Source organism: Streptomyces sp. HP-A2021 (assembly GCF_022807935.1).
Classification (GTDB): domain Bacteria; phylum Actinomycetota; class Actinomycetes; order Streptomycetales; family Streptomycetaceae; genus Streptomyces; species Streptomyces afghaniensis.
Window position 1 is genome coordinate 2,179,090 of sequence record NZ_CP094344.1, and the last position, 14,567, is coordinate 2,193,656.

Consider the following 14,567-nt stretch of genomic DNA (forward strand, 5'->3'; position numbering starts at 1 on the left):
GAAGTCAATGCGTCGCGGCGTGGTAAGAAGGCAAGAATCAGGTGAGACAGCGCTGTCACCAAGTGCCGTGGAGCGCAGGGTTCCTGTGCTAGCGTCCGGCGCATGCCACCAGGTCAGCGGCACCCCACGATGGCTGACGTCGCCGAACGGGCCGGGGTCTCCACCTCCACGGTCTCGCGCACTCTGCGCGGCCTGTCCACCGTCTCGCCGGAGGTCCGCGCCCGCGTCGAACAGGCCGCCCGGGAGCTGAACTTCGCGGTCTCGCGCCATGCCGCCAGCCTGGTGACGGGCAGGACGTGGAACATCGCGGTGCTGGTGCCCACGCTCAGTTCGTGGTTCGTGGGCGCGGCCCTGTCGGGTCTCGCCCTCGTCCTGCGGGCCGCCGGCATGGAACTGACGGTCTATGTGATCCCCGGCATGGCCGAGCGCACGGCGTTCTTCGAGCACCTTCCCGCGCGGCGCAACGCGGACGCGCTGCTGGTGTTCTCCTTCGACCTCACCGAGGAGGAGACCGCCCGGCTGGACGGTCTCGGCATGCCGGTCGTGTACGTCAGCCAGCACGTCGACGGACGTCCGAGCGTCTACGTCGACGACGTGGCCGGCGCCCTGCGCGGCACCCGGCATCTGCTCAACCTCGGCCACCGCCGGATCGCCTACGTACGGACGGTGGGCACGGGCGGCTTCTCCTTCAGTTCGCAGGAGCGGCTGGTCGGTTACCGGCAGGCGCTGACCGAGGCGGGTCTGCCCCTGGACGACGATCTGGTGGTCGCCACCCCGGCGGGTGACAAGCGGGGCGCCGCCGAGGCGGTCGGCAGGCTGCTGGGGCTGCGGGAGCCGCCCACCGCGGTCTTCGCCGAGCAGGACGAGGTGGCCGTCGCCATGATCTGGACGCTGCGCGCGACGCGTGTCGAGGTGCCCGGGCAGGTGTCCGTGGTCGGCTTCGACGACCAGCCGCTGGCCCAGTGGTTCGATCTGACGACCGTGGCCCAGTCGCCCTCGGCCATCGGCCGGGAGGCCGGCGCGCTCGCCCTGTCACTCGTCAACGACCCCGGCGGGGACCGCGAACGGCACGTCATGCTGCCCACCCATGTGATCCCCCGGACGACCACGGCCCCGCCGCCCGCGCCGCGCGGCACGGCCGAGGAGCCGTCCCGGCTGCCGCCGGTCTGACGGCAGTCGCCGTGCGGTTCGACGCCCCCTGCCCCCGGACACAGGCTGGGAGCCGGCCACCGGCGACGGGACGCGCCGCATGCCGGCCGGACTGTCACCGCCCGCCGTCCAGCGGGTGCGCGCCGAGTTCACCGCCCGGCTCACCGCCGACTCGGTCACCGACCTCGACGTACGCGTCCTGACGGGCACGGCCCGCTTCCCCGGCTGACCGGCCGGGCGGGCGGGGCGGCGGGCAGGAGGCCGTGGTCGGCCCGCGTCCGCAGGGGCCGCAGACGCCGCTCAGTTCGAGGGTGTGCTCCAGCTCCGTGAAGCCCGTGGTCCCGGCGAGCCGGGCGGCCCACTCCTCGACGGCCTCCGCGTCCACGGGCCGGCTGCGGCCGCAGCGGCGGCAGATGAGGTAGTGGCGGTGCTCGCCGGCCTGCCGCCCCAGGTAGAGCCGCTCGCCTCCCTCGTCGCGCACGACGTCGACTAACCCTGCGCGGTCCAGCTCGCGCAGGGTGCGGTAGACGGTGGTGAGTCCGACGGTGCTGCCGGAGTCGACCAGCAGCGCGTGCAGTTCCTGCGCGGAGACGAACTCGCGGCAGCGGCCCAGGGTGTCGAGCACGGCCCGGCGCTGCCACGTACTGCGCAGGCCCGGCGTGTGGATGCGCTCCACGGCCGGGCTCTCCTCCGCTTCGCCCACCACTGGACTCCTCGCTCGACCGGCGCGTTCGTCGGCCCCCCATGCTAGATGAACATGGTTTTCACGTCGACGACCGTCCCGGCCTGCCTCGCGTGTCACGCCTGCGCAAACCGTTGACGGAGGTAAGAGCTCCACTTATCTTCTGATCGAATTCACGAACTGCGTTCGAAATCACGGACATAGAATCGGATAGAGGCGGCTCGGATGCTCCGGACTCCCCCTGCGGCCAAGCGCCGCGGTCCCCTGCTCGTCTGCGTGCTCGCCCTGCTCCTCGCCCTCGCGGGAGCGACGCTGCCGGCGTCCGCGGCGGACGGGCGCCCCTACACCAACCCGCTCAAGTCGACCAAGGGCGCCGACCCCTGGCTGACGTACCACGATGGCGACTACTACCTGATCACCACGACGTTCACCGGCGTCCTCGCGATGCGGAAGTCGCCGACCCTGGCCGGGCTCGCCACCGCGCCCAGCGTCCAGGTGTGGTCGGACACCACCGCGACCCGCAACACCAACATCTGGGCGCCGGAGATCCACTTCCTGAACGGCCGCTGGTACCTCTACTACTCCGCCGGCCGGAGCGGCGTGGCCTGCTGCGACTCGCAGCGCACCCATGTCCTGGAGAGCGCCGGTTCCGACCCGATGGGCCCCTACACCTACAAGGGGTCGCTGACCGGGTCGAACCTCACGCCGGGCGGCTGGCTGATCGACGCGAGTGTGCTCCAGGCGAACGGGCGGCTGTACCTCGTCGGCAGCGGTTTCGTGAACGGCGGTACGCAGAGCCTGGTCATCGCGCCGATGAGCAATCCGTACACCCTCGCGAGCAGCACCTTCACCGTCGTCTCCAGCCCGACGCTGAGCTGGGAGCGGTCCGGGTCCCCCGTCAACGAAGCGCCCGAGCCGCTCTACCGGAACGGCCGCACCTTCCTCACGTACAGCGCGAGTTCCTGTCAGACGGCCGACTACAAGCTCGGTCTGCTCGAGCTCACCGGCGCCGATCCGCTGAACCCGGCGTCCTGGACGAAGAAGCAGACACCGGTCTTCCAGCGCGACGACGCGGCCGGTGTGTACGGCCCCGGGCACAACGGCTTCTTCACCTCGCCCGACGGCACCGAGAACTGGATCGTCTACCACGCCAACTCCTCGGCGAACGGCGGCTGTGGCAACGCCCGCACCACCCGCGCCCAGAAGTTCACCTGGAACGCCGACGGCACGCCGGACTTCGGCACACCCGTCCCCCTCGGCAGCACACGCCCCGGCCCGTCCGGAGAAACGGCCGCGACTCCGACGGCGTACACCCTCGTCAACCGCAACAGCGGCAAGTGCCTGGACGTGGCGGGCGGCAGCAGCGCCGACGGCACGAACGTCTTCCAGTGGAGCTGCACCGGCGGCGCCAACCAGAAATGGAAGGTCGAGGACCTGGGTGACGACACCAGCCGGCTGGTCAACGTGGCCACCGGCAAGGTGCTGGACACCGCCGAGTGCTCCGCCGCCGACGGCGCCGACCTGCGGCAGTGGTCCTGGCTGAACAACAACTGCCAGCGCTTCCGGCTGGTGTTCACCGCGAGCGGTGATCACGTCCGGATCGTCAACGAGAGCACCGGCAAGGTCGCCGACGTGGCGGACTGCGGCACGGCGAACGGGGCCGACGTACGGCAGTGGACCTGGCTGAACAACAACTGCCAGCAGTGGAAGCTCGTCCCCACCACCTGACCACCTGATCACTCCCCCTTCTGATCCGGAGAACTCCCTTGAGACGTAAGAGACGCAATGCTCTGCGGCTGCTCCTGGCCGTCCTCGTCGCCCTCGCGACCTGCCTGGCGGGCGCGCCCGCGCACGCCGCCGTGCCCGACTCCCCCGCCGTCACGTACACCAACCCGATCGCGGAGAAGCGGGCCGACCCGCACATCTTCAAGCACACCGACGGCTACTACTACTTCACCGCGACCGTCCCCGAGTACGACCGCATCGTGCTGCGCCGGGCGACCACCATCCAGGGGCTGAAGTCGGCTCCCGAGACGACCATCTGGACCAAGCACGCCAGCGGCGTGATGGGGGCCCACATCTGGGCGCCGGAGATCCACTTCATCGACGGCAAGTGGTACGTGTACTTCGCGGCGGGCGCCACGAACGACATCTGGGCGATCCGCATGTACGTCCTGGAGGGCACGGGCGCCAACCCGCTCACCGCCACCTGGACCGAGAAGGGGCAGATCAGGACCCAGTGGGAGAGCTTCTCCCTGGACGCCACCACCTTCGTCGTGAACGGCGTGCGCTACCTGGCCTGGGCGCAGCGCGACCCGTCCGTGAACAACAACACCGACATCTACCTGGCGAAGATGGCCAACCCCTGGACGATCACCGGCACTCCGGTGATGCTGTCGCGGCCCACCTACTCCTGGGAGACCGTCGGCTTCAAGGTCAACGAGGGCCCGGCGGTCATCCAGCGCGGCGGCAAGGTCTTCATGACGTACTCCGCCAGCGCCACCGACAGCAACTACTGCCTGGGCATGCTCACCGCCTCCGCGAGCGCGAACCTGCTCAGCCAGGCGTCCTGGAGCAAGAGCCCCACCCCGGTGTTCGCCAGCAGCGCCGCGACCAGCCAGTACGGTCCGGGCCACAACTCCTTCACCGTGTCCGAGGACGGAAAGAGCGACATCCTCGTCTACCACGACCGCAGCTACAAGGACATCAGCGGCGACCCGCTCAACGACCCCAACCGCCGCACCCGTGTGCAGAAGGTCTACTGGAACGCCGACGGCACCCCGAACTTCGGCATCCCCGTGGCCGACGGGATCACCCCGCAGCGCTTCTCCTCGTACAACTTCCCGGACCGGTTCATCCGCCACTGGGAGTACCGGGCCCGGATCGAGGCGAACGTCTCCAAGCTCGCCGACTCGCAGTTCCGCGTCGTGCCCGGGCTGGCCGGCAGCGGCACGGTCTCGCTGGAGTCGGCGAACTTCCCCGGTTACTACCTGCGGCACAAGAACTTCGAGGTGTGGCTGGAGAAGAACGACGGCAGCGCGCAGTTCGCGTCCGACGCCACCTTCCACCGGCGTGCCGGGCTGGCCGACCCCGCGGGCGTCTCGTACGAGTCGTACAACTACCCGGGGCGATACGTCCGCCACTGGGAGTACCTGCTGAACGTGCAGGCGGTGAGCACGGCGACCGACCGGGCGGACGCCACGTTCTACGCCCAGTGACCAAGGGTCGGTTGCCCGTAATGCCCTGATTGTCTTCCCGCTGGGCGGGCACTCAGGGCGTGTGCAGACACATGACGGCATGCGACCGCGCAGGGTTCTGCTGACCGGGTGGTTCAGCTTCCGGGACGGGGAGGCGAACGCCGGGGACGTGCTGGCCCTGCGCCGGGTGGAAGACGTACTGCTGGGCACGGGCATCCCCTACGACGTCGCCTGGAGTCCCGGCTTCCGTCCGGAGGCACTGCACCTGGACCGGCTGTGGCCGGAGGACTACTCCCACCTGGTGTTCGTGTGCGGCCCGCTGCACGGGCCGCAGATCGAGGAGCTGCACCGGCGGTTCGCGCACTGTGTGCGGATCGCCGTCGGCACCTCGGTGATTGACCCCGCCAGCGCGGCCGTGACCGGCTTCCACCGGGTGCTGCCCCGGGACGCGCCGGACAGCGAGCCGGTGGAGGACCTCGCAGCCCGCGCCCCGGACGCGCCCGCCCGGCCGGTCGTCGGGGTGATCCTCACGCACGGGCAGCAGGAGTACGGGGAACTGCGGCGGCACGGGCAGGTCGCCGAGGAAGTGACGCGCTGGCTGGCCGGGAAGGACTGCGGCCGGCTGGAGCTGGAGACGCGGCTCGACACCCACGACTGGCATCTCAGTGCCACGCCCGCGCAGCTCCAGTCCGTGCTGGCCCGGCTGGACCTCGTCGTCACCGACCGGCTGCACGGGCTGGTCATCGCGCTGCGGGTCGGCACCCCGGTGCTGGCCGTCGACCCGGTCGAAGGCGGCGCGAAGATGACCGCGCAGGCCCGGGCCTGCGGCTGGCCCGCGCTGGTGCCGGCCGAGCGGCTGGACGTGCGGCAGTTGGACCGCTGGTGGGACTGGTGCCTGACCGGCGGCCGGGTGACCGCGCGGCAGATCCGGGACGGGTTCCGCGAGGGCACCGTGCCGGACAGCGCGGACCGGCTCGTCGAGGCGCTGGCGCGGCCGGTCCCCGGTTAGTTCCCGGGTTTCACGGGGCACCCGCTTGTACGTCCGCCGCTGTACGTCCCCCCGTCACACGTCCCCCGCCTGTACGTCCCCCTGGTACGTCCCCCCGGGAGGAGAGACGGTCCGGCCGCCCGGAAGGAGAAAGCGCGTGTCCATCGGCCGACTTCCCGAGAACGAGCAGCGCATCCTCGACGAGATGGAACGCGCGCTGCGCCGCGACCGCCGCCTCGACCGCCGACTGCGCACCCTGCGACTGAGCCGCCGCCCCGACCCCGCCCGGCTGCTGGCCCGCCTCGGCTCCTACCGGCCCCGTGTCTGGACCGTGGCGGTGCTGCTCGCGGTGTCGGTCGGGCTGATGGTGTCCGGGATGGTCACCTCGGAGCCGGGGGTGATCTGGGCATTCGCCCTCGTCTGGCCGCCGACGCTGTTCGCCCTGTTCCGGCTGATGTGCCGGTGGTGCGGAAGCTGAGCGTCCGCCGCTGATCCGGGGGGGGCTGAACCCGCACCCGCGTGGGGGTGCGGGTTCAACCCCGTGCAGCGGCGGGTCTTCTCACAGGTGTCGGGTGCCGGGCAGTTCGTCGACGGCGCGCAGGACGTCGTCGGGGGTGATGCGCAGCAGCGCGGGGTCGGGGCGGCGGCCGTGCGGGTCGCCCTCCGGCCCGTACCACAGCGCGCGGTGGCGCGGGCCGGGCGGCGGGCCCCAGCGGCTCGGTGCGACCGGGCCGAAGAGGGTGACGGAGCGCGTGGCGTGGGCGACCGCGAGGTGGGCGATGCCGGTGTCGCCGCTGATCACGGCGTACGCGTCGGCGACGAGGGCGGAGAGCCGGCCGAACGGGAGGCCGCCGCCGAACACGTCGGTGTCGGGCAGGCCGGCCTCCTTGGCGAGCCGGTCCACGAGGTCGCTCTCGTCCGGGCCGCCGGTCACGACGACCCTGAGGCCCCGGGCGCGCAGCCCGTCCGCGACGGCCGCGTACCGCTCGACGGGCCAGCGGCGGGCCGGCGACCCGGCGCCGGGATGCAGCAGGACCGCGCCGGGTGCCGGGGAGGCGGTGCGCGGTCGGGGCAGGCACACGTCGCCCGGGTCGACGTCGATGCCGTACGACTGGAGCAGCCGGCACCAGCGGTCGCGTTCGTGTTCCTCCGCGTACCAGGGCGGGCCGTCGATCTCGGGCGTGTCCGGGTGGGCGAAGGCGAGCAGCTTCAGCGGGCGCAGCCCCATGAGGAGCCGGTGACTGGCCGGCCCGTTGCCGTGCAGGTCGACGGCGATGTCCGGGGGCGGACCACTCCAGTCGAGCGAGCGCGGCACACCCCGCCCCGGCGCGGAGGCGGGCAGCAGCCGGTCCACGGCCCCCGTCGCCTCGGCGACCGGCGCCAGCTCGGCGGGCGCGGCCAGGACGAGTTCGTGCCGGGGGTAGGCCCGCCGCAGGGCGCGCAGCGCGGGGACCCCGGCGAGGAGGTCGCCGAGGCCCAGAGCGCGGAGGACGAGGAGGCGGGGTGTCGTCGGTTCCCCGGGCGCCCTGTCCGCTGCCGTCGCTGTCCTGCCCGCATCCGTCCCTGTCTTCGCTGTCTGGTCCTGTGCCATGCCAGCAGACTGCCGTGTTCCCCCCGCCTCCGCCCCCGCAGCCGCGCTCATCGGGTGCCGTGCCGGCGCCTACCTCGTACCGACGGTCATCGTGCCGGGAGGCGGCAGCGTACGTCGCCGAAGCTGTCCGGACGCGTGACAAGGGCCTTCACGCACCCCTCCCCTGACCTGAACCGGCCGTGAAGGCCTCCTGGATGGGGCGTTCGTCGGCGAGGACGCGGCCCTTGGGCGGTCCGTCCAGTACGGCCCGGGCGGCGGTCAGCAGGTCCGGGGCGACGTGGCCCGCGTCCGCGGTTTCCTCGGGCCGGGTCTGCGCGGTGGGGACGAGGATGCCGTGGGCGCCGGCGCGGCGGGCGGCCTCCACGTCGGCCCCGATGCCGCTGATGACGACGAGGTCGGCGGGGCTGGTGCAGATCCGCCCGGCCGCCCACAGCACCATGCCAGGCTGGGGTTTGCGGCAGTGGCAGCCGTCGTCGGGACCGTGCGGGCAGACGGCGAACACGTCGAAGGAGCCGAGGAGTTCGTCGACGCGGTGGTTGACGCGGCGGACGTCGGCGTCGGTGAGCAGTCCGCGCGCGACACCGGGCTGGTTGGTGACGACGCCGGTGCGGATGCCGCGTCCGCGCAGCAGGGCGAGCGCCTCGCGGGCGCCCTCGACGGGGCGTACGCGGTCGGGGTCGGCGTGGTGGGGGACGTCCTCGACCAGTGTGCCGTCGCGGTCGAACAGCACGGCCTTGACCGGGCTCATCGTGCCACCTCCTGCCAGGAGGGGGCATGGCGGTGGCGCAGGGTGCCGGTCAGCCGGTGCCAGGTCGCGGCGGGCGGGATGAGCACGCTGGTCGCCAGCATGGTCGTCACCTCCTCGCGGGTGCGCGGGCCGGGCGCGATGCGGGCCCGGGCGAACTCCGCCGTGCCGGCCGCCCAGCCGAGCGCGCAGGCCGCCGCGGCCCGGCCGTGTCCGGTGGCGGCGAGGGCGCACGCGGCGACGCCCGCGGTGGTGATCGCCGCGTGCTTGCGGATCCGGCCGCGCGGCGCGACCGCCTTGTCCCACCAGTCGGGTCCGTGCAGCTGCCGCATGAGGGCGTCGTCGGCGTTGCCGCGCTGCTGGCGCACGGACACCCAGCGGGAGGCGGGGCGCACGGGGTGGCGGGTGGCGCGGCGGCCCTGCCGGATGCGCCAGCCGGCGTCGAGGAGGCGCAACGCGAGGTCGGCGTCCTCGCGGAAGGCGCGCCGGAAGCGTTCGTCGAAGCCGCCGGCCTGCTTGAGGGCGTCGGTGCGGTAGGCCATGTCGGCGGTGATCCAGTGGGCGCGGGCGAGTCCGGCGGTGCCGCGTTCCCAGTCGGTGGGGCGGCGTTCGCCGGGCAGCGGGACGGCGATGACGCCCTGGACGCCCGCGATGTCGGGCGACGCCTCGGCGAGGTCCTCGGCCAGTTGGTCGGCCCAGTGGGGCCCGACCTGGACGTCGTCGTCGAGGAACACGGTCCACGGCGCGGTCACGGCCCGCAGTCCGGTGTTGCGGGCGGCGGCGGGCCCGCGTCCGCCGCCGATGAGCACGGTCGTGCGCTCCCGCAGGTCGCCGAGGACGCTCAACGGGTGTTCCAGCTTTCCGGGTTCGGGTTCGGGCCGGTCGTCGACGAGGACGATCTGCTCGGGGCGCGGCCCGGTCGCGGCGGCGAGCGCGGCGAGACAGTCGGCGAGGGTGTCCCGTACGAGGGTGGGGATGACGACGGCGTACGAGGTCATGCTGCGGCCCTCCGTCCCGAGCTGTGTGGCGTACTCCGGCTTCTCGCGGGTGCCGTGGTGCGGCTGTCTCAAACACTTGGAGACAACTCACCGCCCGGTGGGTTTCGGTAAGGGGTCCGAAAATCGCGAAACGGGACTATACACTCTGTGTATAGTCCCGGCATGCCTTCTCTGACCAAGAAGATGAAGAAAACGGGGATCGCGTTCCGAACGGCCGGAACGCTCGCGGCGACCGCCGCCCTGACGCTGGCGCTGAGCGGCTGCTCAGGGCCCGACGCCACGGCTCCCAGTGCCGTCCGCGCACAGGCGGCGGCGGACGTCCGGGCAGCGCGCTTCGGCACCGTCGACTGCCGCGAGGCGAAGTGCATCGCGCTCACCTTCGACGCCGGCCCGAGCGAGCACTCCGCACGCCTGCTGCACATCCTGAAGGAGAAGCAGGTCCCGGCGACCTTCTTCCTCCTCGGGAAGCGGCACATCGAGAAGTACCCGGAGCTGGTGCGGCGGATGGCGGACGAGGGCCACGAAGTGGCCAGCCACACCTGGGACCACAAAATCCTCACCCGGCTCAGACCCGAGGAGATACGTGAGGAGCTCGAACGCCCCAACCAGGAGATAGAGCGCCTCACCGGACAGCGCCCGACCCTGATGCGCCCGCCGCAGGGCCGCACCGACGACACCGTCCACGAGATCTGCCGCGAGCTGGGCCTCGCCGAGGTGCTGTGGAGCGTGACGGCGAAGGACTACACGACGACCGACCCGGACCTGATCACCCGCCGCGTCCTCGCCCAGGCGTCCCGGGACGGGATCATCCTGCTGCACGACATCTACGACGGCACGGTGCCGGCGGTGCCGGGGATCATCGACGCGCTCAAGGAACGGGGGTACGTGTTCGTGACGGTGCCGCAGTTGCTGGCACCCGGAAAGGCGGAGCCGGGGAAGGTGTACCGGTAGGACGCCTCAACGCCCTATCGGGGAAAAGGAGTTGCGGCCGCCGTCGCGCGCGGGGAGGGTGCGAGGGCGCTGAAGGGAGAACCGTTGTCGCACTCTGACTCTCCGGTCGTCCAGGAGTTCGCCGTGGCGGACCGGGATGCCGGGCCGTACGGGATCACGGCCGGGCCGGACGGAGCCCTGTGGCTCACGTTCGTCCACAGCGGCCGGATCGGGCGTCTCACCCTGGACGGCGAGCTCACGGAGTACGCGCTGGACTCGCCGTCCTGCCGCCCCATGGTCATCGCACCGGGGCCGGACGGGGCCCTGTGGTTCACCCGCTCCGCGGACCACCGGATCGGCCGTGTCACGGTCGCCGGCGAAACGGAATCGTTCGCCTTGCCGACGCCCGACTGCGGCCCCTACGGCATCACGGCCGGCCCGGACGGCGCGCTCTGGTTCACGCAGATGAACACGGACCGCATCGGCCGCCTGACGACCGGCGGCGAGATCACCGAGTTCGCCCTCCCGGTGACGGGCGCCTTCCCCTCGGCGATCACCCCGGGCCCGGACGGGGCCCTGTGGTTCACGCTCAACCAGGCCAACGCCATCGGCCGCATCACCGTCACCGGCGACATCCGCCTGCACCCGCTGCCCACCCCGGACGCCGCCCCGGTCGGCATCACCAGCGACGGCACGGACCTGTGGTTCGTCGAGATCGCGGCAGGCCAGGTCGGCAAGGCCGCCACGGACGGCCGGATCGAGGAGTTTCCCCTCCCCGACCGCACCTCCCGCCCCCACGCCATCACCGCGACCTCCCCCGGAGACTGCTGGTTCACCGAGTGGGGCACCAACCGCATCGGTCACCTCACCCCCAAGGGAAAACTCCTCGAACACCCCCTCCCCTCCCCGCACTCCGAACCACACGGCATCACGACGACCCCGGACGGCACCGTGTGGGCGGCCCTGGAGACGGGGGCGGTGGCGCGGGTGGCTCCGTAGCCATGCCGGTCATTGCCCGCGAGGGGAAGCCCACGCGTGCCGCGCGGCGGGCCGGGGCTGGGCCGAGCGGGTGAGCCGGGAGCGAGCGGGGCGCTGATCAGTGGGGAGTCCCTACGATCGTGGCGTGGCGAACATCCTGCTCGAACGTACGGTCCCGCTCCCCCTCGACGAGGCGTGGCGGCGGATCACGCAGTGGCGGCGGCACGGTGAGGTGGTGCCGTTGACGCGCGTCTCGGTGGTACCGCCCGCGCCCACCGGCCCGGGGACCGTCGTCGTGGCCCGGTCGGGTGTCGGGCCGTTGTCCTTCGAGGACCCGATGGAGGTCACACTGTGGCAGCCGCCGGAGGACGGGGCTCCGGGGATGTGCCGCCTGGAGAAGCGGGGCCGGGTGGTACTGGGCTGGGCGGAGCTGGAAGTCCGGCCGGGGCCCGGGGGCCGTACCCGGGTGGTCTGGCGGGAGGAGATCCGGATCCGGCTCCTGCCGTCGCTCTTCGACGGCGTACTGCGGCCCTCGGCGCGATACGTGTTCGGCCGTGCCCTGAACCGCTTGCTCCGACGTCCGTGACACCCCGGCGGCAGCCAAGGGTGGCCCGCTGAGCCGGGCTCAGGCCACCGACCCGATCCGCCCCAGCGCCTTCGACTCCGGCTCGTGGTGGATCGGCGTGTGGGCCCCGGTCAGCGAGACCCCGCTGCCGCCGCGCCGGGCCGCGACGATCTCCGAGGCGATCGACAGGGCCGTCTCCTCGGGCGTACGGGCCCCGAGGTCCAGGCCGATCGGCGAGTGCAGCCGGCTCAGCTCCAGTTCGGTGACGCCGACTTCCCGCAGGCGTGCGTTGCGGTCCAGGTGGGTGCGCCGGGAGCCCATGGCACCGACGTACGCCACGGGCAGCCGCAGCGCCAGTTTCAGCAGGGGGACGTCGAACTTGGCGTCGTGGGTCAGGACGCACAGGACCGTGCGGCCGTCGACGTCCGTGCGCTCGAGGTAGCGGTGGGGCCACTCGACGGCGATCTCGTCGGCCTCCGGGAAGCGCGCCCGGGTCGCGAAGACGGGGCGGGCGTCGCACACGGTGACGTGGTAGCCGAGGAACTTGCCGATGCGGACCAGGGCGGCGGCGAAGTCGATCGCGCCGAACACGATCATGCGGGGCGCCGGGACCGAGGACTCGACCAGGACCGTGAGCGGTGCGCCGCAGCGTGAGCCCTGCTCTCCGATCTCCAGCGTGCCCGTTCGGCCGGCGTCCAGGAAGGCGCCCGCCTCGGCGGCGACCGAGCGGTCCAGTTCCGGATGGCCGCCGAAGCCACCGTCGTAGGAGCCGTCGGGGCGGACCAGCAGGGCCCGGCCCGTCAGTTCGCGCGGCCCCGACACGATCCGCGCCACCGCCGCCGCCTGCCCACCCGCGGCGGCGGTGAGCGCGGACGCGACGACCGGACGGACCGGATCGCCGGCCCGCACCGGGGTGACCAGGATGTCGATGACGCCGCCGCAGGTCAGACCCACGGCGAAGGCGTCGCCGTCGCTGTATCCGAAGCGCTCCAGGACGGTCTCGCCGTCCCGCAGCGCCTGTTCGCACAGCTCGTAGACCGCGCCCTCCACGCAGCCTCCGGAGACCGAGCCGATCGCCGTGCCCTCGGCGTCCACCGCGAGCGCGGCGCCGGGCTGCCGGGGCGCGCTGCCGCCGACGGCCACCACGGTGGCCACTGCGAAGTCACGGCCCTGCCCGACCCACCGGTTCAACTCCTCGGCGATGTCCAGCATCTGTCTCGGTCTCCTTGAGGCTGCGGCGAGGCTGCGACGGGCGTCAGTGTCAGTGGACGCCCAGCCAGCTCTCGATCGGGTTGAGGGCGAAGTAGACGAGGAACACCGCCGCCAGAATCCACATGAAGGCGCCGATCTCGCGCACCTTGCCCTGGGCGGTCTTGATGGCGACGTAGGAGATGACGCCCGCGGCGACACCGGTGGTGATGGTGTACGTGAACGGCATCAGGACGACCGTCAGGAACACCGGGACGGCGGTGGCCCGGTCGGCCCAGTCCACGTGCCGGGCGTTCATCAGCATCATGGCGCCGATGACGACGAGGGCGGCGGACGCGACCTCCTGCGGCACGATCGCCGTGAGCGGCGTGAAGAACAGGCAGGCCGCGAAGAACAGACCGGTGACGACCGAGGCGAGGCCGGTGCGCGCGCCCTCGCCGACGCCCGTGGCCGACTCGATGAACACCGTCTGGCCCGAGCCGCCGGACACCCCGCCGATCGCGCCGCCGGCGCCGTCGATGAACAGCGCCTTGGACAGGCCCGGCATCCGGCCCTTGTCGTCGGCGAGCTTCGCCTCGGTGCCGACGCCGATGATGGTGGCCATCGCGTCGAAGAACCCGGCCAGCACCAGCGTGAAGACGATCATGCCGACGGTCATCGCGCCGACCTCGCCCCAGCCCCCGAACTCCACGTCCCCGAAGAGCGAGAAGTCGGGCATGGACACCGCGCCGCCGTGCAGTTCGGGGGCGCCGGCCGCCCACTGTTTGGGGTCGATGACACCCGCGGCGTTCAGGATCGCGGCGACGACCGTGCCGCTGACGATGCCGATGAGGATGGCGCCCGGGATGTTCCGGGCCTGCAGCATGAAGATCAGCAGCAGCGTTCCGGCGAAGAGCAGCACCGGCCAGCCGGCCAGTTCGCCCGCCGGTCCGAGCGTGACGGGAGTGGCCTTCCCCTGGTGCACGAAGCCGGACTTGTAGAAGCCGATGAGGGCGATGAACAGGCCGATGCCCATCGTGATGCCGTGCTTGAGCGCGAGCGGGATCGCGTTCATGATCATCTCGCGCAGGCCGGTGACGACCAGCAGCATGATGACCACGCCGTACATCACGCACATGCCCATCGCCTGCGGCCAGGTCATCTCGGGCGCGACCTGGGAGGCGAGGACTCCGGAGACGGAGAGACCGGCGGCGAGGGCGAGCGGCACCTTGCCGACGAAGCCCATGAGCAGGGTGGTGAGGGCCGCCGCGAACGCGGTCGCGGTGATCAGGCCCTGCTGCGCGAGGGTGTTCCCCGCCGCGTCCTTGCCGGACAGGATCAGGGGGTTGAGCAGGAGGATGTACGCCATCGCCATGAAGGTGGTGACGCCGCCGCGCACTTCGCGCGCGACCGTGGACCCTCTGCGGGATATGTGGAAGTACCGGTCGAGCCAGGACCGTCCGGCCGGGACGCGGGTGCCTTCGCCCGCGTCTTCGGCTGTGGTCCTCGGCTCCAGTGACTGCTGGGTCATGTGGGCCTACTCCCAAGTTTCATAG

The 14,567-nt window shown here is 72.1% G+C and carries 14 protein-coding genes; 8 read left to right on the forward strand and 6 right to left on the reverse strand.

The features are described 5' to 3' along the window. Nucleotides 1–129: 129 nt before the first annotated feature. Nucleotides 130–1,170 carry a LacI family DNA-binding transcriptional regulator gene (locus MQE23_RS10040; protein ID WP_020277810.1) on the forward strand — a complete coding sequence of 347 codons (1,041 nt, stop codon included), beginning with the start codon at nucleotides 130–132 and terminating at the stop codon, nucleotides 1,168–1,170. A gap of 94 nt (nucleotides 1,171–1,264) precedes the next feature. Here MQE23_RS10040 and MQE23_RS10045 read toward each other — a convergent pair whose 3' ends face one another. After that, on the reverse strand, nucleotides 1,265–1,852 hold the full coding sequence (locus tag MQE23_RS10045; RefSeq protein WP_037674624.1) for a transcriptional repressor: 588 nt from the start codon (nucleotides 1,850–1,852) through the stop codon (nucleotides 1,265–1,267). A 204-nt stretch (nucleotides 1,853–2,056) separates the two neighbouring features. Here MQE23_RS10045 and MQE23_RS10050 point away from each other — a divergent pair, with 204 nt between their 5' ends. The 4 genes from MQE23_RS10050 to MQE23_RS10065 all read left to right on the forward strand — a co-directional run bounded on the left by MQE23_RS10050 (nucleotide 2,057) and on the right by MQE23_RS10065 (nucleotide 6,494). Next, nucleotides 2,057–3,559 carry a family 43 glycosylhydrolase gene (locus tag MQE23_RS10050; RefSeq protein ID WP_037674626.1) on the forward strand — a complete coding sequence of 501 codons (1,503 nt, stop codon included), beginning with the start codon at nucleotides 2,057–2,059 and terminating at the stop codon, nucleotides 3,557–3,559. A gap of 74 nt (nucleotides 3,560–3,633) precedes the next feature. Next, on the forward strand, nucleotides 3,634–5,049 hold the full coding sequence (locus MQE23_RS10055; RefSeq protein WP_243382558.1) for a family 43 glycosylhydrolase: 1,416 nt from the start codon (nucleotides 3,634–3,636) through the stop codon (nucleotides 5,047–5,049). A gap of 79 nt (nucleotides 5,050–5,128) precedes the next feature. Then, complete coding sequence (locus MQE23_RS10060; RefSeq protein ID WP_020277814.1) at nucleotides 5,129–6,037, forward strand: polysaccharide pyruvyl transferase family protein; 909 nt, start codon at nucleotides 5,129–5,131, stop codon at nucleotides 6,035–6,037. Nucleotides 6,038–6,173: 136 nt separating this feature from the next. Continuing rightward, nucleotides 6,174–6,494 carry a DUF3040 domain-containing protein gene (locus tag MQE23_RS10065; RefSeq protein ID WP_020277815.1) on the forward strand — a complete coding sequence of 107 codons (321 nt, stop codon included), beginning with the start codon at nucleotides 6,174–6,176 and terminating at the stop codon, nucleotides 6,492–6,494. Between the two features lie 81 nt (nucleotides 6,495–6,575). On the opposite strand, the gene MQE23_RS10070 is transcribed toward MQE23_RS10065, so the two are convergent. The 3 genes from MQE23_RS10070 to MQE23_RS10080 all read right to left on the reverse strand — a co-directional run bounded on the left by MQE23_RS10070 (nucleotide 6,576) and on the right by MQE23_RS10080 (nucleotide 9,350). Continuing rightward, nucleotides 6,576–7,607 carry a glycosyltransferase family 9 protein gene (locus MQE23_RS10070; protein ID WP_243378919.1) on the reverse strand — a complete coding sequence of 344 codons (1,032 nt, stop codon included), beginning with the start codon at nucleotides 7,605–7,607 and terminating at the stop codon, nucleotides 6,576–6,578. A 148-nt stretch (nucleotides 7,608–7,755) separates the two neighbouring features. Continuing rightward, entirely contained in the window at nucleotides 7,756–8,355 is a 600-nt protein-coding gene (locus tag MQE23_RS10075; protein ID WP_020277817.1) for an HAD-IIIA family hydrolase, read from the reverse strand. Beyond that, on the reverse strand, nucleotides 8,352–9,350 hold the full coding sequence (locus MQE23_RS10080; protein ID WP_243382560.1) for a glycosyltransferase: 999 nt from the start codon (nucleotides 9,348–9,350) through the stop codon (nucleotides 8,352–8,354). The genes MQE23_RS10075 and MQE23_RS10080 overlap by 4 nt, the downstream gene beginning before the upstream one ends. A gap of 183 nt (nucleotides 9,351–9,533) precedes the next feature. On the opposite strand from MQE23_RS10080, the gene MQE23_RS10085 reads away from it, so the two are divergent. From MQE23_RS10085 to MQE23_RS10095, 3 genes are all read left to right on the forward strand, one after another. Then, nucleotides 9,534–10,301 carry a polysaccharide deacetylase family protein gene (locus MQE23_RS10085; RefSeq protein ID WP_128092651.1) on the forward strand — a complete coding sequence of 256 codons (768 nt, stop codon included), beginning with the start codon at nucleotides 9,534–9,536 and terminating at the stop codon, nucleotides 10,299–10,301. Between the two features lie 84 nt (nucleotides 10,302–10,385). Further along, a complete protein-coding gene (locus MQE23_RS10090) occupies nucleotides 10,386–11,279 on the forward strand; it encodes a virginiamycin B lyase (RefSeq protein ID WP_037671836.1) in 894 nt (297 codons plus the stop codon). A 124-nt stretch (nucleotides 11,280–11,403) separates the two neighbouring features. Next, nucleotides 11,404–11,844, forward strand: a complete 441-nt coding sequence (locus MQE23_RS10095) for an SRPBCC family protein (RefSeq protein WP_020275417.1) — start codon at nucleotides 11,404–11,406, stop codon at nucleotides 11,842–11,844. 39 nt (nucleotides 11,845–11,883) lie between these two features. Here the strand turns inward: MQE23_RS10095 and MQE23_RS10100 are convergent, their stop codons facing one another. Further along, the gene (locus MQE23_RS10100) at nucleotides 11,884–13,035 is read right to left on the reverse strand and encodes an XdhC/CoxI family protein (protein WP_020275418.1); all 1,152 of its coding nucleotides are present in this window, start codon (nucleotides 13,033–13,035) and stop codon (nucleotides 11,884–11,886) included. A gap of 49 nt (nucleotides 13,036–13,084) precedes the next feature. Then, nucleotides 13,085–14,542 (reverse strand): NCS2 family permease, encoded by a 1,458-nt coding sequence (locus MQE23_RS10105; protein ID WP_020275419.1) that lies wholly within the window; start codon nucleotides 14,540–14,542, stop codon nucleotides 13,085–13,087. Nucleotides 14,543–14,567 lie beyond the last annotated feature (25 nt).